This is a genomic window from Halocatena marina, from assembly GCF_023276375.1.
GTDB lineage: Archaea > Halobacteriota > Halobacteria > Halobacteriales > Haloarculaceae > Halocatena > Halocatena marina.
On record NZ_JALLPK010000004.1, the window covers coordinates 352,305 to 372,050 of the forward strand.

A 19,746-nucleotide genomic window follows, 5' to 3' on the forward strand; every position below is an offset into this window, starting at 1 on the left:
TGTTTCTTATATGTACTTTGAAGATTGCACGACAATGGCAGTACTGAGTTTCGAATTACTGAGCAACTTTCTCGGTGCGTGATTGATCTGCTTGCCTCCAGACTGCAATAGAGATATTTTCATATTAGAAATGTATGGATTTATTACAAAAATTATTTACCACAATAGAAAAATCCATTTGTATGTCAGATGGTAACAATCAAGGTGGTCCCAATGAGCCTGCGGTCATTTCGTCGGTCAGACGCCGACGAATGCTCAAAATTCTCGGTCTCAGCAGTACGTTCGGTCTCGCTGGCTGTATGGGTGGTGGCGACAATGCTGGCGACAGCGAAAACAGTAATTCCTCCACTAGCGGCGCCCCCTCGGTCGGCGGAAAGTACACAACAATCGCAACTTCCGGCCCACAGACGCTAAATCCGCTGTACAATACCGAAGCCGGAGCTGGGGATCTCATCAGCTACACGCTCGATCTGGGCTATACGTTCAAGCCAAAGACAAAGTTCTTTCCACAGGTTTACGATATGTCGAGCGACGACTCGCAGGTATGGGTGGTGAACGTCCGCGAAGGTCTCAAGTTCAGCGGTGACTATGGCAAGCTCACTGCCGAGGACTTCGTCTACCAGATCACCCAAGTCCATCAGTCCGAGTGGGCTGGGACAGCTGACACGTCGTCGTGGCCGAGTGAGTACAACGTCGAACAAACGGGCGACTATGAGTTCCAGATCGAACTTCCAAGCCCGAACGAACTATACCCTGAGACTTACGATCCGCTGTTGTACCCGATCCCGAAGGGCCTGATGCAGCCCTATGTCGAGAAGCAAAACGCCGATGGTCTACGAAAGGACAAGGAGCTACTCGAACTAACGTTCACCGGAAATATGGGTGCGTACACTCTCGATAGCCGTAATCGTGGGAATTCGCTCACCTTCGTCAGAAACGACAACTACTACCTCAAAAACGTAGACAGCGTGCCTGAACGCTTCAGCAACGCCCCATACTTCGAGACGCTCAACGTATCGATCGTGCCCGAACAGTCGTCCCGGCTCGCCGCGCTCGAGACCGGCGAAACTGACTCGGCGGCGGTCCCACCGAATCGAGTATCGCGCTTTCGCAACCTTCAGCAGGTCGATGTTATTGAGATTCCACAGCCGTACACCGAGGTCTGCTGCTATAATATGCGTGACAACGGCTGGAACGCAGGTCCAGGAAACCTTTTCCGGAAGAAAAAGTTCCGACAGGGTCTTGGATGTGCGGTCAACAAAAAACGCCTTGCTAAAGGCGTCTTCCGCAACTTCGCGAATCCCGTCTACACGTGGCAGCCCAGTTGGTCGCGGTGGTACCCAGAGGACGACAGCTCTATTAAGCAGTACGGGACGGGGGACCTGTACGGCAAGCAGGCGACCCGAAGCCGTATTAAAAAAGCCATTTCGGATACGGACTACGGCTACAGTGGTGATATGTTGCGGACTCCGAGCGGCGAGCCAGTAGAACTTAGTCTCTATCATATCGCCGGAGATGACACCGATCAAGCGATGGCCGAGTTCATTGCCAAGGAATTCGAGAAAAACGCTGGCATCAACGTCAAGCCCATGGAGATTCAGGGCACACAGTTCGACGAAAAGTACTGGCAACAGCAAATTCCCAAAAACCCCGAGCAGTACGAGTGGTCCAATGGGGCGACCAACGCGGGTCCGCGTGAAGTCACGAGTGCCAACTCGTGGGACATGGAGGTAGTGTTTGGTCTCAATACCTACCCGTTGAATCCGACTACCGCAGATGTGTTCTTCGTCAAGGATTCGGCGTACAACCCGTACGGCTACTACCCGTCGTGGGATGCGAAGAAGTTGTTCGATCAGGCTAGCAACGCGACGAGCGTCAAGGAACTCCAGTCTATTATGAACAAGATCTTTGTCAAGATCAACGAGGACCAGCCGTTTGGGATGCTTGTCTTCCCCTCGGACACGATCGGGTACGCTGCGGGGATTGAGGGCCCACAGAAGAATTTCTTCAACGGCTGGGACTCCCAGACGTGGTCCCGTAGCGACTGATACAATAGCTGACCGCAATATCTGACAGCTTATTTCATGTTCGAAGGTCCAACAATATGGAACTAGGAATCAACAATTTGGGAATAGGATGGTATATTACGCGACGAGTCGTGTGGGCGTTCATCGTCACGTTCATTATTGTCTCGGTAACGTTCGGTCTGTTGGCTGCCGCGCCGAACCCTGAAATATCGCGGGCAGCGACACAGACGGCACTCCAAGGCGGCGATCCGGCGGAGATACAGGAGACAAAGGAGCGAATACGCCAGCTCCGTGGTCTCGACGCCCCGCTCCACCAGCGATACACCGACTACGTCACCGGCGTGTATACGCTCAACTGGGGGTGGTCGGAATCCCGGAGTCAACCGGTGACCGAGGCAATCCTCGAGGCATTGTACTACACAGCACAGTACTCGATTCCGTGGACGTTGCTGGTGATACTGATAGGCCCTGTCGTAGGGCTGTATTCTTCGGCCAACCGGTACAGCTGGAAGGATCACGCGGCAACCGGCTTTGCCTTCTTTGGGTACGCAATCCCGAACTTCTTTTTTGGAATCATCCTCTTGTTGCTTTTCGGGGTCCAACTCGAGTGGATACCCATTATCTATAATCCAGACGTGCCAGTATTCAGTATTGAAAACGCACGCCAGCTCGCGATTCCCGTGTTCGTACTGGTGACTGGCTCGATCGGCGGCATTATGCGTATCTCGCGTAACGAATCAACATCATTCATGACTGCGGACTTCGTAAAGACCGCGAACGCGAAGGGAGTCTCGAAACTCAGAATCTACGGTCGTCATGTCCTTCGTCCGACGATGGTGCCGCTGTCGACGACGATGGTGGGCCAGCTTCTCGCGCTGTTTATCGGATCGTCGCTACTCGTAGAGATTGTCTTCGGCATTCCAGGGATCGGCCGGCTGAGTTATCGGGCTATCATTGCACAGGATACGAGCGTCGTATTGGGGTTCACGTTTTTCTTCACTTTCGTCGCTACGATATCGAACCTCATTCAGGACCTCGTCTACACCGTGCTTGACCCGCGGATTGACTTCGATGATCGATAATGTCTACTGACGAACCAACCACACGATTCGACGAGGTGGACTGGGAGGAGATCACTAGCGGACGCGATCGCACTCTGTCCCCCAATCTCAAGGGTGCGGCCGTCGTCCTCGGTGCGATCTCCGCACTGATCCTGTACGACGTCTTCATCGTGCCAGCCGATGACTCGACGTTTGGGGCGGTCGGCTGGTACTACGATGTCACCGGCATCGACTGGCTATTCGCCATTTCGATCGTCCTGTTCGGGTTCTACGGCGTCCTACCGTTGTACCAGAACGCCCGGATGACGCGGTACTACTGGCGAGAATTCAGAAAAAACCGACCCGCGATTGTCAGTCTCGTCTTTCTGGGAATCATCTTTGTCGGTGGGCTCTTCGGGCCGGTGTTCATGGCTCCGCCGGAAGTCCAGCTGTATCGACAGTACCAGCCACCGGTTGGATTCGAGATTAGCCAGCAGTACATCGTCAACTGCGCTGGCTCGGTTGTGAATGGCGCGTGTCAGGGAACGTGGCAGTATCCGTTCGGAACCACTGGAGACGGACGGGGCGTCTTCACGATGATTGTCTACGGAATGCAGATCACGATGAAGATCACGTTTATCGCCACACTCTTAGTCATCACCATTGGTACCGCCGTTGGGACGGTTAGCGCCTACATGGGTGGGCTCGTGGATGAAGTCCTGATGCGGTACGTCGACATTCAACAGTCGTTTCCGACGCTCATTCTCTACCTGCTTGTCCTCTATATCTATGGCGGGAATCTGGCCCTGTTCATTCTGTTGTTTGGGTTTTTCGCGTGGGAAGGCACTGCTCGATACGTGCGGAGCAACGCGCTTGCAAAGACCGAAGAGGAGTATATCAAGGCAGTCCAACTCAGTGGCGCGAGCACATATCGGATCATTCGCCGGCATATTATTCCAAACACCGCGAGCAGTATTATTACGGACCTTACACTTCTGATCCCCGTGTTTCTTCTATTTGAGGCCCAACTCGCCTTCCTTGGACTCAGCGCTCCGGGCACCCCGTCGTGGGGGAATCTAATTGCCGATGGTAGGGCAGATCTCGCCTCGGCACCGTGGATCACCCTAATACCAGGGACAGTGTTGACATTTACCATCCTCGCGTTCAACTTCCTCGGCGACGCGGTGCTTGACGCGATTGACCCCGAAGCACAGGCGGAGGTGGAACGATGAACACAGACACGCCACTCCTTACGGTCGAGGATCTGACGACAACGTTCGAAACCGACGCTGGCCTCCTCATCGCGGTCGACGGCATTGACTTCGAGGTGCACGAGGGAGAGACAGTTTGTATTGTCGGCGAATCCGGTAGTGGCAAAACGGTGGCGAGCGAGTCCATCACGCAACTGATTCCCTCGCCGCCCGGTTCGGTCGATGGTACAGTCCAGTTCAAGGGTCGCGATGTTGTGTCGATGAGCGAGTCCGAACTCCGGAAGATACGAGGCCAGCAAATCGCTCATATCTTTCAGAATCCACAGGACGCGCTAAATCACTGTTACACTATTGGATGGCAGATCATCGAGGCGGTACAGGTTCATGAGGATATCTCGGATGAAGCGGCCCGCGAACGCGCGGTTGACCTGTTGACCCGCGTCGGTATTGCCAACGCTGCCGCCCGTCTCGACGACTACCCACACGAATTCTCGGGCGGGCAGAAACAGCGCGTCATGATTGCAATGGCACTGATTACGGACCCCGCTCTGCTCATCGCCGACGAGCCGACCACAGCGCTCGACGTGACTGTACAGGCTAAAATCCTCCGACTGCTCAACGACCTTCAGGATGAATTCGGGATGGGTGTCTTGTTTGTGACCCATGATCTCGGTGTCGTAGCTGAGATTGCAGATCAGGTTGTCGTAATGTACGCAGGGAAGGTAATGGAACGCGGTGATGTCTACGAAATTTTCGAAACACCGTCGCATCCGTATACCCGGGCGCTGATTGAATGTCTACCAGGCGGGAATCGCTCCGGAGACGGGATTGAGGGTACGCTTCCGGACCCGACCAACCCACCCGATGGGTGTCGGTTCGCACCGCGATGTGAGCACGCCGTCGCGAAGTGTACGCACGGTGGCCAGCCCGCCCTGTTCTCGATTGACGCCGCCGACCACCGCGTCTCGTGTGTCCATTACGGTCATGGCGGCGACCCGTCAGTCGTCACCAGCGAGGATGGGGATCAGGCACAGTCCGACGGAGGGGCCGCGGATGACTGAGAACCCGCTGCTCTCGGTGCGGGACTTGAAAAAACACTATCCGATTACAGAAGGACTTCTTTCACGGCAGGTCGGGGCCGTGCGCGCTGTCGACGGGATTAGCTTCGATATCGAAAAGGGCGAGACACTTGGGTTGGTTGGTGAGTCTGGCTGTGGGAAGTCGACCGCCGCCGCCTCAATCATGCGACTGGAAGAGCCGACCAGCGGGGAGGTCCTGTTTTATGGCAACGGAGATGACTCGCAAACTGCTGGAAACAATACTGCGACCGATGTGACGAAATTTGACGACCATCAGCTCAAGGCGTTCCGGCGGGACGCTCAGATGATCTTTCAAGATCCCTCGTCAAGTTTCGATCCGCGACAGACCATCGGGGCGTCAATCACTGAACTCCTCGAAATCCACGGTATGGTTGACGGATCACGTCGTCGGGCTATCGCTGAAAATCTGCTTGAAGACGTGGATCTCTCACCGGACGACTTCGACCGCTATCCCCACGAATTCTCGGGGGGCCAAAAGCAGCGAATCGCGCTCGCCCGCGCGTTAGTGCTGAATCCCGACCTCGTGGTCGCTGACGAGCCGGTGAGTGCGCTTGATGTTTCCATCCGGGCCGAGATTCTCTCGCTGATTAACGATCTCCAAGCAAAGTACGGTCTGTCGGTGCTGTTCATCAGTCACGACCTCTCGGTCATTCAGGACGTTTGCGACCGAGTTGCAGTGATGTATCTCGGTGAGATCGTGGAGATCACAACGACCGACGAGATATTCTCGAACCCCCAACACCCGTACACGGAGGCGTTGCTCTCTGCAATTCCAGCACCGGATCCTCGGAGCACGCAAAAGGGTATCGAGCTGACGGGGAACGTTCCGAGTCCATCGGACCCGCCGTCCGGATGTCGGTTCCACACCCGGTGTCATCGAGTAATCCAGTCCGATGAGTACGACCTCGAACAATCGAACTGGCGAGCGCTGTTGACGTTCCGGGATAGTGTTAGTAACGGCACCGTCGACGCCAAGGAGACAAGACGGGCTCTCAGTAGTAGTTCGGACGAGAACCATGAGACCACAGTCTCAGATGCGGAGATAAAGCGCGAACTCAGGGTAGAGTTTGGGCTCCCCAAGAGACTTTCTGATCGGTCGGCCGAGGAGACACTCACTGAAGCACTCGACCGGCTAGCTGATGGCGACCGCAGCCGAGCGAGTGAATTGCTCTCGACGTTCATCACGCCCTGTGAAGCGTCCAATCCGGAATTGACCGACCACGGGGCTGATCATCTGGCTTCGTGTTACCTCACTGAAAACGAAGCCTCACTCCGGAACATTGCGGATCCACACGTGGACTGATAGTAACGAGGCAGTTTATCGACCGACGAGATTCGACACTCAATATCAAAACTGGTTGTCCGAGTCTAAATACGACCGTATCCTAGATCAGGATTTGAGTATCACGTGGCCGAAGATGAATGCATGTCAGTACACGGCGAGTGAACGAGTCAGTTGACTCCTTTTCGTCGGGAGTCTCGGTCGGTCCGTCATCGATCTCCGAATCATCTTCGTTCGACGGTTCGTCATCATCAGCTCCGGAGATGGTGATAGATAGCTCGTAGCGATCATCCATGTCATACAATCCGATCCCATCTTCGTAGGGATACACGTGAATGAAATACGCCCCACTCGCGTTCGGTCCAAGGAGTCGGGTGTTCACCAGATTAGAACCCACGTCACTCGTCATCACGCTAATTGTTTCGCCTTTGTCGAGATCGACCGCGTACGTATCCTGGTCAGAACCACTCACCACCGCCGATATCGTCTTACCCGACTCGATCGAGGTGGCCGTCGCTGGTTGTTCGTTCGGATCGTACTGATCGGGTCGCTGGGTCTCAACCGTGAGGTCATACTCGGTGATATTCGTCCCCTTCACCCGGACGTAGTAGGTCCCGGACAGTTCGACCACCGTCCCACCCAATGCCTGCATGGTAGGACCGATTGTCCGGTCCGAGGGAAATTGTGGTCTCCAGGGATTCGGTGACAGTCGATTGCTTCCGACGCTACTGCCTCGTTACAGCAGTAGGGCCGTAATGGATACTGATTCGCCGTAGTAGATATCTCCGCGGTAGAGCTTGGGCTACTGTTGCTCGTATTTCTCGAAGCGACTGATTGCGTTTCGATAGCAGATTCCTGCCACGAGGAGGCCACCAGCAAAGAGTCCTCCACCAAGACCATAGCGCAGTGTTTCGATATCAATTGCTTGGATATCGGTCATCAACTGTTCAAACCAACCGACCCCACCCATATCGAGCAGTCCGAGCACGAATACTGGAAGACCACCGAAGATGAACGACAGTGCAGTCCGGGTCAGTTCAGGATCAAGCAGTAGGCCACCAAGTAATGCGCCGGGAACGACCACACTCAAACTGTGGATTACGATCGTGCTTATCCGTGGGGGGAGTACGTCGTCGCTCCGACCGATTGAAATCGCATCGAATCGTGGCATCATCATCCCTAGTGCAGGGGCGATTGTCACCGCTACCAGGGTCAAATAAAGAGTGATACCGACCAGTCCAGCAATTTCCATTGATGAGTAGGGTGAGATCATCCCAGCGAGTGCGGTAAGTACTCCCGCGATTGGAAGACCATAGAGCAGCCCTGGAACCAGCAATCCGTGGACGTACTGGCGTGCAGGGATGGTAGCGACCGTCATTGGCAACATCGATCCTTCATCACCGAGTGGATTCATCGCGGTAATCTCACTGAGAATCCAGGGCAGCCCAATTGCAAGCACCGGTGCCAGGGTAACGTCGAGTACACCATCGCTGTAGGCGATAAATACGGCATCGAAGACGACAACTGCCGGAAGCATGAGATACGAGAGCCGGCTTGGATCGCGGATCGAACGCACAATCACCCACTCAGACACCCGGCGAGTCGGCTGAGAGATAAACTCTGGAAATGGGAGTGGGCCCAGCCGAAATGAACGCTCACTGTGATCCGTCGGTTCATCGTCATCGTCGATGCTGACTGGTTCACTAAACCAGTAACCACTGGTGATTCGTTCGGTTGCGAACATTCCACTGATGATAATCAGTGCGCTCGTCACCATCGATCCAATAGCCTTCACTGTCGATCCTTCGATCGCTCCTCCTACCCCCAACACGCCAACATCGAGAACCCACCCCGTTGGAAACCAGCCCATAACGGACAGATTCATCCCTTCCATCGGGCCTAATATCGCGAACAGATATCCACCCATTACGATCGCTACGGCTACTCCACCGATGATGGTCTTGTACCGTCGGACGAATTTCACGTGAGTGAGCAACCAGGCGATCGCATACCCAACAGCAGTCCCTGTGATTATAGTGGTCATCACGAACATCAACGCCGCGATCGGAATAGTGAGAAATTCGCCGGGGGAACCGAAGATAATGAACCCAGCAGCCGTAAGCACGATTATTGGAGCCGCAAAATACGCAAGTCCTCGCAGCGTTTCGGCGATAATGTGGCCCATAGCAGCCGTTCGTGCAGACACTGTCGTCAACACTAGCTCCTCGGCTTCGACGCGGCTCCGTTGGGTGACTAATCGGTTGGTGAAGATGTAGACACCGAATACCCAGAACATTGCTAACTGTCCTCGAGCACCATCTGTGAGTGTCATTCCTGAAAATCCCTGCAACTCATCAGCAAACGCAACGAGCAATGCAAGTCCTACGACGCCCATGAACACCATTGGTCCAACTGTCATCGCCAATCGTGCTTTGTCGTCCCACATCCCTGTGAGCGTTCGCTTAAAATCGAACCGACCCATCTGCCAGGCGTGGGTAAGCCAGCCCGACTCAGTCATTTGGCTGCACCTCAGCAGCTGGCTCAGTGTCAGTCAGCTTCAGGAACACGTCTTCGAGTGACTGTTTTTGGCCACTTTCGGCGCGCTGAGTCATGCTGTTGGGCGTGTCTTCGGCGATGAGCTCTCCATCGGCGAGAATTCCGACGGTGTCTGCAACGTCTTCGACAACCGGAAGGATGTGCGTGGAGAGAAACACCGTCGTCCCATCGTCTGCTAACCCGCGAATCCGCTGGCGAATCGTCTTTGCGGCCCGAGGATCGAGCCCTGAAGTTGGCTCATCGAGAAACACCACTGGTGGTTCGTGTAGGACTGCCTGTATATAGGCGACTTTCTGTCGCATTCCCTTCGAATAGCCGTTGATCCGATCGTCAGCATCGTTGAGGAGATCGAAATCGTCCAGAAGCGTTTCGATGCGCTCTTGTATCGGACCTTCAGGAAGATCACGCAATCCAGCTGCGTAGGTCAACTGCTCGAACGCGGTCGCTTCGTCGTACAACGGTGGTGTTTCTGGAAGATAGCCGATCTGTGACCGCAGAGCGTCTCGATCGGCAACTGAAACGCCTCCCACGTGCGCACTACCACTACTAGGCGTGAGCAACCCAGTCAACATCCGCATCGTCGTCGTCTTTCCCGCGCCGTTCGGACCGAGAAATCCATACACGACGCCGGACGGAATCTGGAGAGCCAACGAATCAACTGCGAGGGTATCACCATACCGCTTGGTGAGGGCGGTGGTTTCAATTGCTGTCATCGCGATTAGAGTAGATTACCACGCCCGACTATTAGAACCTCTGATTTATAATATATCTCTCATACATCAGAAATCGACTTAATGGATTCATCATGCATAGCCACCTGCGAAATGTAGATATAAAATATTGATTTCGAGTCTAGGTGCATTTGCAACCAACTTAGCCGACCTCAGTAGATAATGTTGCTCCTGATGATCGTGCAAACGCTCCCATTTTCAATCTTGCCAACTTATTCATGTTCCGTACTGCTCTCTGTTCACCAGTTTCGCCGACTCTCTCGTCTAAAGCCGAAGTCCTTGCTGTCTGTCCAGCACACATCGTGCGGATGAGCGCATCCAGAAGACCCATTCCACAGCGATCTGTCGCGATGGGACCCGGGCATGAATTGACGGGGGCCAACGCGAGAGTCCCGACGAAGGGGCGCTGTCTGCCGTTTACTCTGACGTTTCGGTCGCAAACGCGTCGCCGTGGACGGCGAGCGTTGTCCAGTAGACTTCGCCGTCGTATTGGACGAGATACGTGCCACTCAACTCACCTTCACCCGATTTGTCGAGACCGTGGGCCTGCTCTTGGTCGCGGAACCGATCGGCTAGCGTGACGAGTACAGACGGTGGCCCCTCGTCCGGGCTGACGACGTACTGCTCTTTGCTGATCGCCGTCTCGACGATGTCACGCTGGGCGTCTGAGGGACCTGACAATGCGAACGCAGACCGCTCGCGCATCTGGCGACCGTACTCGGCTGCTGGGGTGACCTGGCTGACGGTGTACTCGTAGGTGATCAGCGTCATTACGTCTGAGCCATCGACGAACCACGCCGCCTCCGAACCACCTTTCCAGACGCCGTAGGGAACCTTCGGGGGCAGTGTCGCGTCAGCAAGGGCGGTCATTTCGAGGTGGGCAGTTGCGTCCTCGGTAACGCCAAGAACGCCATTAGACGGCCCGAGTCCGGTATAGACAGTCAATATCGCTAACAGGAATGCTGGTGGAGGTAGGACGGTACGGCGGTGCATACTGAACACACGGTAAAGCACCTCGGAAAGCCTTGTGAGGCATTTGTCTGGCGTGATTCGATCTATCTTCCTTCGATTTCAGGTGGTAATTACAAGCCACCCCTTCCCCCTCGTCGCAGCATGAAGAATACGAAACAGCAGCCCAATCACCCTATATCGTGAGCGGCCAACGTTCAGTGGAGGGACTGGCAGTTGCTGTCGCGTCAGTCTTCATCATCCATTGAGTAAGGATGCAATCTCAATAGGGTTTCAACCAATACGCCATCACTATCGTGCCGATACATAGACCCATTAACATAGACAGTTTCCCTGTTATTTCCTGTGTGGAAAGAATGAGTATGGAGATATGGATCACGATCCCGTATGTATTCTGCACGAGGGGATAGGCCATCAGAAAATGGTAGATACCAAGCAAGGCCATCGCTCCTATGAATCCTACGAAAACGTATGTAAACATTATAACTGCGTCTGTAGCCCATATCAACCCTACTGAGATAATTGCAATTACAAAGTAAAATAAATAATACTTGAAAAAACCGTCAATTTCGGGTGATGGGCCACCCCTGTCACTATCTATCCCCGTTTTGCCACTCATATTAGTCAGCTGCTTATTCCATTAACATAAACCAGATCAGATTACCTTTTCGAAGAGGGGCCAGGATCATTACATTGGGATTATCATTTGAAACTTGGAAAACATTTTTCCGAATGTTATTATCTACGAGCCTTATGTGATAGATAGTGGGTGGGTAGCAACCAAGAGTTACACAAGGTCAGATCCATCAGCGCTCGGTTCAATTGAGGCGAAGATCACCGTCGGAAACGGTGCAAAAGGCCATCTTTATGCATTATTTGATTATGTGCATGACTATCTGCAACCAGGGAACGACATCCCGACTGTTAGCCCAGCACTTGCAGCACGGTCCCACCGATGGTAAGGAGGGCACCCAGGACGACGAGTCTGAAGTGGTATCGATTGATAGTGACAGCCGTCGGCTCCGTGGTGAAAATAGCATGGATCGACGCGAGTCCCATGCCACTGCCACCGATAGCTAGCAGTGTATTACTTACGCTGAGCCCGATGGACATAACGGATGATAGGGCATTCACTGCCAGTACTGCACCGACAAGCATGAGAGATCCGTGGTAGAGGTGAAAACGATTCATACCTGATACCGACAGTAGTAAAGCAAAAGAATCTCGGTTATTGGCATTTTTGACGTCTTTCTTCGGTAAGGTGAATATCTTGGTCCTGTAAGACAAAGGAACGATTCGAAATTCTCCATCACTTCTTGCGTTGGTGTTCTGAAAGCATCTCCGCTTCTTCTTCGATTTTGGCTATCTCACGATCCCCCTCGGGATTGCTTCCTCCGTGTGAGTACCGAACGGAAGAATCGAGGACTGAGGGGATGAATCGTCCGTCTTCCGTCTCTTCGTTATCGGCAGCCCTGTCACCTTTGAAGCGAGCGGTGAGCCGAGTCAAGAGAGCACGGAGCATATATTGATCTATATTTTCTACGAATATAAACATTCAGCTATCCTCGCCCATAGGCTTCGGTGCACAACAAAGCGACGCTCAGTGGGAAGCCACGTTTCACGGTGCTTGTCGTCATAGTGCTCGTCAACCGTGTCCCTCCCACTGACAACCTCCAGCGAGTAGTGTGTCTCAACGCTTATCCGTGAGATGCGTCGCGGCTCGACGTCAAAGTCCTCCGCCTGAAGGCAACAGTCCCCCATCGATCAAGTCGCGATCTCGTGGTCCTACAACACCGCTGCTTGGTGTCGGTGATTGGCAGTCGAAGGTCCGGCGACATACCCTCGAGGACTCTTCAAACTCCTGTTATTAGGTGTTTCACTAGTATCCTCTCAGAGCGTCATATTCGGCGATCAATCGATTCTTTCCAGCTGAGTTCTATAGGACGGAGCCACGATATATTTCTTCACCATATTCTAATCGAATATATTAGTACTTTTTGCATTAATATATTAAATGATAATAACGGAATTGTTTTATAGCATTTTGTGAAATCTGTATTTGCACTACGTATGACATTAGAAGTAAAAGAAGTTGAATTCGATATTAATGCGAAAAAGGAGAAATACGAAGACACCAAACGGGTCGAGTTCGAGGGTCACATTAATGATGATACGATCTTCAGCGCACTCACGGGATTCGACTTGCACTACGACGGAGGAGAGTCATATACCATCAACAAAGTGATGGCCGATACGTCGATCGATGATACGAGAGGACGATCAGCCACGGTCGAGGTGACCGCTGATTTTGCCTATGCGGAAGGACACGTCTCCGTCGACGATATATTCACTGGTCAGGTGAATGTGATCGTGGTAGCTGTCACTACTGCGTGATGGTCCTTCGGGGGTAAACTCCTCCGCGTTCACTCTTTCTGCGCGTGTATGTACTATGCTCAGAAGATACTGTTTGCATCAGATTGGCGAAATGGTGGGTGGTACGAACGCATCCACCCTCCTTCGGTCGATCAGTTGTCTTTGTTCGTTGAGAGCGGGGCTTCCACATCACCGTCCAACTGTCGTTGTGCAGGGAAGCCAGTCGATGAGGAGGGTTCGTGGGGTAGTCCACGGTGGCTCCAAACTGACAAACGAGGTTAGTAGCTCCCATACGTAGAGTGGTCGTCATAACCGGAAACGGTTCACAGTGTTGAAATTATTGTATTAGAATAAATCTCTTTAACTGAAGAGGTACTAACGTAGTGTCGAATAGAAAACGAATGGGGAAATTGTTGTCCCGTATGGCGTGGGTACTTGCCAATTCGATCACGCCGGTGGTTATAGGTTTATTTTTCCTATGGAAGATGACTCATATTGATCCTATCATCATCTGGGCCCTCGGAGCATTCATGATCCCAGGAGGGATTCTAGGATACCTTTGCAAACACGAAAGAGATGTTTAGAAGTGTGATGTGGAGATAGCATATAATACTGACATCTACATAGGTCTTGGAAACCAATCCTACCGACGGGACTCACTCTGATTCTGCGACGGTCATAACGGGGACCGGTGCCGAGCGCACGGTCTTTTCAGCGACACTGCCGAGCAGGATACGATCTGTGCCACGTTTCCCTGTCGTTCCCATCCCAATGGCGTGTATGTCGTTGGATTCGATACTGTCGAGAATTTCCTCGACAGGTGTTCCATGTTCGATATGACGAACGGTATTGGTAACCCCACGCGTTTCGGCCTCAGAGACGACAGTCTCGACAGCGTCCGTCGCGGCCTGTTCTCCTTCCTTCTCGGAAATCGTCGACCGAACATCCGGCCCGAGTGTGGAGTTGTCCACGACAGAAAGGACGTGCACGGTTGCATCAAGCGACGCTGCAAGCTCAACGAGATGACTGGCAGCGTGCGTTGCAGCGGTACTCCCGTCCACTGGAATGAGTATGTTCTCGTACGGGAACATCAGCGTCTCATCGGGCTGCATACGGACAGTGAGCACGGGAACCGACGAGAGACGGACAACCTTCTCGGAGACACTCCCAATGAGGTATCGTGAGATCCCATCGCGGCCGTGGGTTGGCATCACGACCAGATCCTGGTCGTAGCGCTCGGCGTACTCGACGATCGTCGGGGCGGGATTGCCCTGGACGACGTCGGTCTCGTATGGAACCCCAAGTGAGTCCAGTATTTTTGAGGCCTCATCAACGATGTCTTCCCCTTGTTGTGCGAGTGCATCGACTGTGTGACCATCGACGACGGTGACGCTGTCGCGCGTTGTGTCGGCGACGTAGAGTATCTGAATGGTTGCGTCGGCCCAGTGCGCGAGCTCGCTGGCGTGATGAAGTACCTCGGCTGCGCCTTCGCTACCGTCGAATGGGAGAAGGATGTTCTCGTACATGACTCGATAGGTAAGGGTACGTTTGCCGATCACCTAATGATTTTCACCCAACTTTCAAGATAGTAGCTTCCATCTGAAGATCGGAGTAACAATCGCACGTCCTGCGTCTCCGTGTACAGAGAGCTAGTCTCAGTTGCAGAATAGAACAACCGAGAATAGTACCCCTACGACCTAGCCGCTGGGACACTGCCGGTCAATCGGTTTCGTCCTCGCCTGCCGACGTTTTCTCTTCGACCGGATCGGCTGCGTGGTCGACGGTTACCCGGACCTTCTGAATGCGAGTGTTTTCTACCTGTTCGGCCCGCAGTGTCACGTTCTCGTAGTTGAATCCCTCGCCCTGCTCGACGAGGCGACCCGCGCGATTGAAGATGAAGCCCGCGATTGTTTCGAACTCTTCGCCTTCAGGGAGGTCAATGTCAAGGGCCTCGTTGACCTCATCAACGTTGACATCGCCCCGGACCAGCACCTCTGTGTCGTCGACGGACTCGATCGGATGATCCTCATCACCCACCAGTATCTCTCCGACGATCTCCTCAAGCACATCCTCCATCGTAATGAGCCCCTCGGTGGCACCGAATTCGTCGATGACGATAACCATGTGCATCCGGTTCTCGCGCATCTCGGAGAGAAGTTCATCGACGTTCTTTGACTCGGGAACGTGGAGGGTTGGAGTGACCACCTCCTCCACCTCGAGGTCGGTGGCTGCGCCGTAGTCGGAATTCTGCAAGTCACGGATATCGAAGACGCCGATTACGTTGTCCAGCGAGCCCTCGTAGGCCGGCAGGCGGGCGTGCCCTGACTGGATACATTTCTCAATGGCCTCCTCGACGGTCGCGTCTTTGGAGATGGCCGCCATGTCGAGGCGTGGGGTCATCACCTCCTTGGCAGTGGCGTTGGTGAATCGAAGGGTGCGCTGGAGCATCTGACGTTCCTCCTCGTTGAGGATGCCCTCGCGCTCGCCTGTTTTGATCATGTTCTGAATTTCGTCGCGACTGACGTACGACGACTCGATAGACGAGCCGCCGCCGGTAATCTTGTTCACGATCGTTGTCAAATAGTGGAACAAAGTGATGAGCGGCCAGAGCACTTTCCCGACGATTTGTAATAGCGGAGCGACGGTCCGTGCCCACGAGTCGGTGTTCTCGACGGCGTAGGACTTGGGCGCGCTCTCGCCGAACAGCAGAACCATCGACGTAATGCCGAACGACGATACGAGAACTGCCGTCCCCGCGTCGAAGTAGAAGCCAACGATGGTAGTCGAAATAGAGGACATTGTGATGTTGACCAAGTTGTTTCCGACAAGAATCGTCACGAGCAAGCGGTGAGGGTCCTCTTTGAGGGATTTGACCACCCGCGCGCCACGCTTGCCATCCTCGATCATCGCGTCTATTTGGTGGGCTGGCAGGGAGAATAATGCAATCTCAGACGATGAAAAAAATCCTGATCCCATAAGAAGCATCAAAATCAGGATGATACCAACCACGGTAACTCCCGCCTGCCCCAGTTCGATACCAACGACCGGCACAGTGTACAGTGTGATACCGGCCTCAGATGCTGCTGTGAGCACAGAAGTTTCCACAACATCACCATATTACTAGAGCAGAAAATTAACCCTTGTGTAACCGGCGTCTGGATTGTCGTAGAAGTCGCCCCCGACGCACGTGATCATCTTCTTGGCATAGCCATTCACCCCTGGTGAAAGGTGTACGGTTTGGATGACGCGTGGGCCGGAGTCCCCTCTTCTCCAGATTCGTTGTCATCACACTGTTCGCATTAGTCTGCCGGTGGTACGACTAGTATCGGTCTGTCAACGGTGCGTATGACCCGATCCGCAACACTCCCAAGATGCTGGCTGGCGAGATTTGAGATACCTTGTGAGGCGACTACCACGACGTCGATCTCGTTGTCGGCGACGTACTCACGAAGCGCCTCGTGGGGCGTACCGTGCGTAACTGATCTACGGAGGTCAATATCTACGTCCGTCTCCCTGACACGGTCAGAAAAGTGGGAGACGGCCTCGTGGCCTTGCTCTTCGAGGTGATCGATGAATTCCTCAGAGACACCACCGACATTGAATACACCTCCCTCCGCCTGTACATCCACGACAGAGACGACATGGAGCGTCGCATTGGTGTGGTGTGTGATATCGGCTCCGTATGGCGCTGCGCGCTCGGCGTTCTCACTTCCATCTGTTGGGGCAAGGATGTGCGCGTACGATCCACTATCGGTGTTAGCTGAATCGGCATCCGGAACGATTAGAATGGGAGTGTCAGTGCGGCGGAGCACTCGGTCGGTCGTACTTCCTAAGAGGTGTTCTGTAACTCCTGATCGCCCTGCTGTTCCCATGACAGTGAGATCAATTGAGCGGTCGGTGGCGTACTCGCCAATCGCTTCAGAGGGAATCCCCTCGAGCAGTTCCTTTTCGTAGGCAACGCCAGCGTCCTCTGCACGTGTTGCCGCCTCTGATAAGATTTCGTGACCGATATCTGTTAGCGTATTCATTACCTCTCCGACAGCCATTCCCGAAGCAGCGATCTCTGTGCCGACGTTAACGACATGTAAGAGATAGACTGTTGCGTCGTACGTATCCGCAATGGCAACGCCGTGATCAAGGGCAGCGGTGCTTGCCTCACTTCCGTCACACGGAATCAGGATCGTACTGTACATACACTACTCAAATTGAGGCTCTGGAGAGGAAAAATTGCTGCCCCGTCAACTGCAGCGTCCACTTCAACGGCCATGGGTTTGTGTGTTCAAAAGCGGAAACACAGCTGTTATCCCTCAACACTCGAGGGCAAAGACGTGCTCACATATCTTCGATTTCTGGCATGCTACTGAGTTCAATTGGTGAGCACGCCAGTAGACGTGCGTATAACTGGTGTAATGATGCGGGTAATGGATAACAGCGTTCGGCTGGTACGAGATTGCTGGGAGTCCTCAAGATCCCTTCGAGGACTGAGATCTGTCTAAACCGCAAGAGTAGAATATGGTGGAATAAGGTGGAGTAGTTTACATGTCACAACCGCCAGAAGGCACGGGTGAATAATGTTAATACAGGAATGATCTCGATTCGACCAATCCACATGAGCAGGATCATTGCGGTTTTTGTCGTCGCCGGGAATGCGTGATAACTTCCGTAGGGGCCAGCTCGACCGAACGCCGGTCCGATGTTCAAGAATGTTGCGGCGGCTGCACCCATCGCTTCAAACTCCGAAACTCGTAGTCCAACCCGTGCAGCGTCCACCACGATAAATACGGTCAATCCGAACGCGAGCACGAGACTGAGCAATACAAACCCGTAGACGTCCCGAACAGTCTCTTCATCCACTGGTGTGTTGCTGACACGAATAGGACGAACAACTGATGGATGAACAGTCGTGAACAGTTCTCGTTGAAATGCCTTTATAACTACTAACCACCGGAGTGCTTTGATCGAACACGTTGTACTCCCCACCATTCCTCCAATGAACATACAGGCAAACAGGATGTGCTTGGCCGCCGGTGACCAAATATCATAGTTTGTGCTGGCGTATCCAGTCGTTGTGAGAATCGAAACGGTATTGAAGATGGCGTGCCGAACGGTTTCTTCAACTTTTAGTGTGGTCAAAGGGTCGAGCGTTACTGCGGTAGCGACGAGCCCTGTTGCGAGAATGATCGTTCCCAGATAGAAACGAAATTCCTCGTTGTCGCGGAATCGTTGAAAATCCTTTCCGGTAAGGACGAAATAGATGAGGGCAAAGCTCGTTGCTCCGACGAACATACACACAACGAGCGCCCACTGAACGATGGGTGAGAATGCTTCAGCACTCGTAGGTTCGGGCGAAAATCCAGCTGTTGCAACCGACGTGAACGCGTGCGCGATGGCATTGTAGAGTGTCATCTTTGGTGCCACTCCCACGAGATGGAGCGAGTACAGCAGGATGACCGCAAGCACGGTGATTGCTGCGTACAACCCTAACAGTATCCGTGCCGTTTCGGCGATGTGCGGGGTGAGCTTGTTAACTGTTGTCGTCCAGGTCTCCGATTCCATGAGTTGTGCTCCACCAACCCCCGCTTCTGAGAGAATCGCTGTCGCGAGGACCAGAATACCGAGGCCACCGAGCCATTGGATGAGCTGGCGCCACATCATGATTGACTGGGTGTGAGCATTGAAATCCAGCATGACTGTCGCGCCCGTGGTCGTGATACCACTCATCGATTCGAAGAATGCATTTATTGGATGGGCGGTCGTTCCGTTTCCAGCCACGAGAAAGGGGATCGCACCAATGATCGCAACAAGCAGCCAGATGAGCGAGACTGCGAGGAACGTCTCGCGTACATTCAGATCACCGTCAGCCGAGAGGGCATTCATACCAAAGGCAAGTATAAGTGTGGCTGCAATCGTCACAAGAAACGGTTCAACTGGCTCCCCGTAGTAAATCGCTATCATCAGTGGGAACGTGAGTGGGATTGCAAGGTATGAGAGTACCGTCCCTATCAGTCCAAGACTGACACGCCAGGCAACCCGGATCCGTATAATCATTGTTTGGTATTAGAAAGAAGAATGGGTATATCCATTTGTTTCATCGCCGTTCCTTTTTCTAGTACACTCATCTCTGATAGGTGTTTCAGACCTGCATTGTTTGGAAGTGCTCTTACTGTCTACTTAATTTTCTCACACAGATGTTTTCAGTGGCCGAGAGACAGAACGTGAGCAGCGACCGATACAGTGGCTATCAGTGGAATGATCACGACTGTCTTATCAGCAAAGCGCATCGTTCTTCGGTGCTACGACTCTCATCCGCCAAAGGTGAGTTGTACGTCTCATCGACCGACAGATCATGAGTGTCTGCATAGCCGTAATCAGATAACTGCTGAAGAGAAGTCATCTCTCACTGAGGAAATGTCTGATAACAATCACTACCAGAGAAGCCTGACTCCATCCCAACTGA

General features: G+C 53.3%; 17 protein-coding genes. 6 read left to right on the forward strand and 11 right to left on the reverse strand.

Annotated elements, in window-relative coordinates; all coding sequences use genetic code 11:
* Window positions 1-182 precede the first annotated feature (182 nt).
* From MW898_RS24500 to MW898_RS24520, 5 genes are all read left to right on the forward strand, one after another.
* The gene (locus MW898_RS24500) at window positions 183-2,048 is read left to right on the forward strand and encodes an ABC transporter substrate-binding protein (protein ID WP_248910920.1); all 1,866 of its coding nucleotides are present in this window, start codon (window positions 183-185) and stop codon (window positions 2,046-2,048) included.
* A 77-nt stretch (window positions 2,049-2,125) separates the two neighbouring features.
* Entirely contained in the window at window positions 2,126-3,109 is a 984-nt protein-coding gene (locus tag MW898_RS24505) for an ABC transporter permease (protein ID WP_264556729.1), read from the forward strand.
* Window positions 3,109-4,299, forward strand: coding sequence for an ABC transporter permease (locus tag MW898_RS24510; RefSeq protein ID WP_248910922.1), 1,191 nt, complete (start codon window positions 3,109-3,111; stop codon window positions 4,297-4,299). The genes MW898_RS24505 and MW898_RS24510 overlap by 1 nt, the downstream gene beginning before the upstream one ends.
* Complete coding sequence (locus tag MW898_RS24515) at window positions 4,296-5,339, forward strand: ABC transporter ATP-binding protein (RefSeq protein WP_248910923.1); 1,044 nt, start codon at window positions 4,296-4,298, stop codon at window positions 5,337-5,339. The genes MW898_RS24510 and MW898_RS24515 overlap by 4 nt, the downstream gene beginning before the upstream one ends.
* Window positions 5,332-6,681 carry an ABC transporter ATP-binding protein gene (locus tag MW898_RS24520; RefSeq protein WP_248910924.1) on the forward strand — a complete coding sequence of 450 codons (1,350 nt, stop codon included), beginning with the start codon at window positions 5,332-5,334 and terminating at the stop codon, window positions 6,679-6,681. The genes MW898_RS24515 and MW898_RS24520 overlap by 8 nt, the downstream gene beginning before the upstream one ends.
* An 82-nt stretch (window positions 6,682-6,763) precedes the next feature.
* Here MW898_RS24520 and MW898_RS24525 read toward each other — a convergent pair whose 3' ends face one another.
* From MW898_RS24525 to MW898_RS24555, 7 genes are all read right to left on the reverse strand, one after another.
* Window positions 6,764-7,312 carry a hypothetical protein gene (locus MW898_RS24525; protein WP_248910925.1) on the reverse strand — a complete coding sequence of 183 codons (549 nt, stop codon included), beginning with the start codon at window positions 7,310-7,312 and terminating at the stop codon, window positions 6,764-6,766.
* A 150-nt stretch (window positions 7,313-7,462) separates the two neighbouring features.
* A complete protein-coding gene (locus MW898_RS24530) occupies window positions 7,463-9,178 on the reverse strand; it encodes a hypothetical protein (protein ID WP_248910926.1) in 1,716 nt (571 codons plus the stop codon).
* The gene (locus MW898_RS24535) at window positions 9,171-9,929 is read right to left on the reverse strand and encodes an ABC transporter ATP-binding protein (RefSeq protein ID WP_248910927.1); all 759 of its coding nucleotides are present in this window, start codon (window positions 9,927-9,929) and stop codon (window positions 9,171-9,173) included. Before MW898_RS24535 ends, MW898_RS24530 begins: the two co-directional genes overlap by 8 nt.
* A 435-nt stretch (window positions 9,930-10,364) precedes the next feature.
* Entirely contained in the window at window positions 10,365-10,940 is a 576-nt protein-coding gene (locus MW898_RS24540; protein WP_248910928.1) for a hypothetical protein, read from the reverse strand.
* A 238-nt stretch (window positions 10,941-11,178) separates the two neighbouring features.
* Window positions 11,179-11,535, reverse strand: coding sequence for a hypothetical protein (locus MW898_RS24545; RefSeq protein ID WP_248910929.1), 357 nt, complete (start codon window positions 11,533-11,535; stop codon window positions 11,179-11,181).
* Window positions 11,536-11,840: 305 nt separating this feature from the next.
* Window positions 11,841-12,107, reverse strand: coding sequence for a hypothetical protein (locus MW898_RS24550; RefSeq protein WP_248910930.1), 267 nt, complete (start codon window positions 12,105-12,107; stop codon window positions 11,841-11,843).
* A 118-nt stretch (window positions 12,108-12,225) separates the two neighbouring features.
* On the reverse strand, window positions 12,226-12,438 hold the full coding sequence (locus MW898_RS24555; RefSeq protein ID WP_248910931.1) for a hypothetical protein: 213 nt from the start codon (window positions 12,436-12,438) through the stop codon (window positions 12,226-12,228).
* A 548-nt stretch (window positions 12,439-12,986) separates the two neighbouring features.
* Between MW898_RS24555 and MW898_RS24560 the strand changes: the two genes are divergently transcribed.
* On the forward strand, window positions 12,987-13,310 hold the full coding sequence (locus tag MW898_RS24560) for a hypothetical protein (protein ID WP_248910932.1): 324 nt from the start codon (window positions 12,987-12,989) through the stop codon (window positions 13,308-13,310).
* A 635-nt stretch (window positions 13,311-13,945) separates the two neighbouring features.
* Here MW898_RS24560 and MW898_RS24565 read toward each other — a convergent pair.
* The 4 genes from MW898_RS24565 to MW898_RS24580 form a co-directional block, all read right to left on the reverse strand.
* Window positions 13,946-14,815 (reverse strand): universal stress protein, encoded by an 870-nt coding sequence (locus tag MW898_RS24565; RefSeq protein ID WP_278000023.1) that lies wholly within the window; start codon window positions 14,813-14,815, stop codon window positions 13,946-13,948.
* Between the two features lie 193 nt (window positions 14,816-15,008).
* A complete protein-coding gene (locus tag MW898_RS24570) occupies window positions 15,009-16,394 on the reverse strand; it encodes a hemolysin family protein (protein WP_264556600.1) in 1,386 nt (461 codons plus the stop codon).
* A 194-nt stretch (window positions 16,395-16,588) separates the two neighbouring features.
* Complete coding sequence (locus MW898_RS24575; protein ID WP_248910934.1) at window positions 16,589-17,482, reverse strand: universal stress protein; 894 nt, start codon at window positions 17,480-17,482, stop codon at window positions 16,589-16,591.
* 349 nt (window positions 17,483-17,831) lie between these two features.
* Window positions 17,832-19,337, reverse strand: coding sequence for a TrkH family potassium uptake protein (locus tag MW898_RS24580; RefSeq protein WP_248910935.1), 1,506 nt, complete (start codon window positions 19,335-19,337; stop codon window positions 17,832-17,834).
* Window positions 19,338-19,746: the final 409 nt, after the last annotated feature.

Bases quoted from the DNA above. Each gene is read 5' to 3' on its own strand.
- MW898_RS24525 (WP_248910925.1), bottom strand. From the start codon at position 7,312: ATGCAGGCATTGGGTGGGACGGTGGTCGAACTGTCCGGGACCTACTAC.
- MW898_RS24565 (WP_278000023.1), bottom strand. From the start codon at position 14,815: ATGTACGAGAACATCCTTCTCCCATTCGACGGTAGCGAAGGCGCAGCC.
- MW898_RS24510 (WP_248910922.1), top strand. From the start codon at position 3,109: ATGTCTACTGACGAACCAACCACACGATTCGACGAGGTGGACTGGGAG.
- MW898_RS24500 (WP_248910920.1), top strand. From the start codon at position 183: ATGTCAGATGGTAACAATCAAGGTGGTCCCAATGAGCCTGCGGTCATT.
- MW898_RS24555 (WP_248910931.1), bottom strand. From the start codon at position 12,438: ATGCTCCGTGCTCTCTTGACTCGGCTCACCGCTCGCTTCAAAGGTGAC.
- MW898_RS24515 (WP_248910923.1), top strand. From the start codon at position 4,296: ATGAACACAGACACGCCACTCCTTACGGTCGAGGATCTGACGACAACG.
- MW898_RS24580 (WP_248910935.1), bottom strand. From the start codon at position 19,337: ATGATTATACGGATCCGGGTTGCCTGGCGTGTCAGTCTTGGACTGATA.
- MW898_RS24560 (WP_248910932.1), top strand. From the start codon at position 12,987: ATGACATTAGAAGTAAAAGAAGTTGAATTCGATATTAATGCGAAAAAG.
- MW898_RS24540 (WP_248910928.1), bottom strand. From the start codon at position 10,940: ATGCACCGCCGTACCGTCCTACCTCCACCAGCATTCCTGTTAGCGATA.
- MW898_RS24520 (WP_248910924.1), top strand. From the start codon at position 5,332: ATGACTGAGAACCCGCTGCTCTCGGTGCGGGACTTGAAAAAACACTAT.
- MW898_RS24535 (WP_248910927.1), bottom strand. From the start codon at position 9,929: ATGACAGCAATTGAAACCACCGCCCTCACCAAGCGGTATGGTGATACC.
- MW898_RS24545 (WP_248910929.1), bottom strand. From the start codon at position 11,535: ATGAGTGGCAAAACGGGGATAGATAGTGACAGGGGTGGCCCATCACCC.
- MW898_RS24575 (WP_248910934.1), bottom strand. From the start codon at position 17,482: ATGTACAGTACGATCCTGATTCCGTGTGACGGAAGTGAGGCAAGCACC.
- MW898_RS24530 (WP_248910926.1), bottom strand. From the start codon at position 9,178: ATGACTGAGTCGGGCTGGCTTACCCACGCCTGGCAGATGGGTCGGTTC.
- MW898_RS24550 (WP_248910930.1), bottom strand. From the start codon at position 12,107: ATGAATCGTTTTCACCTCTACCACGGATCTCTCATGCTTGTCGGTGCA.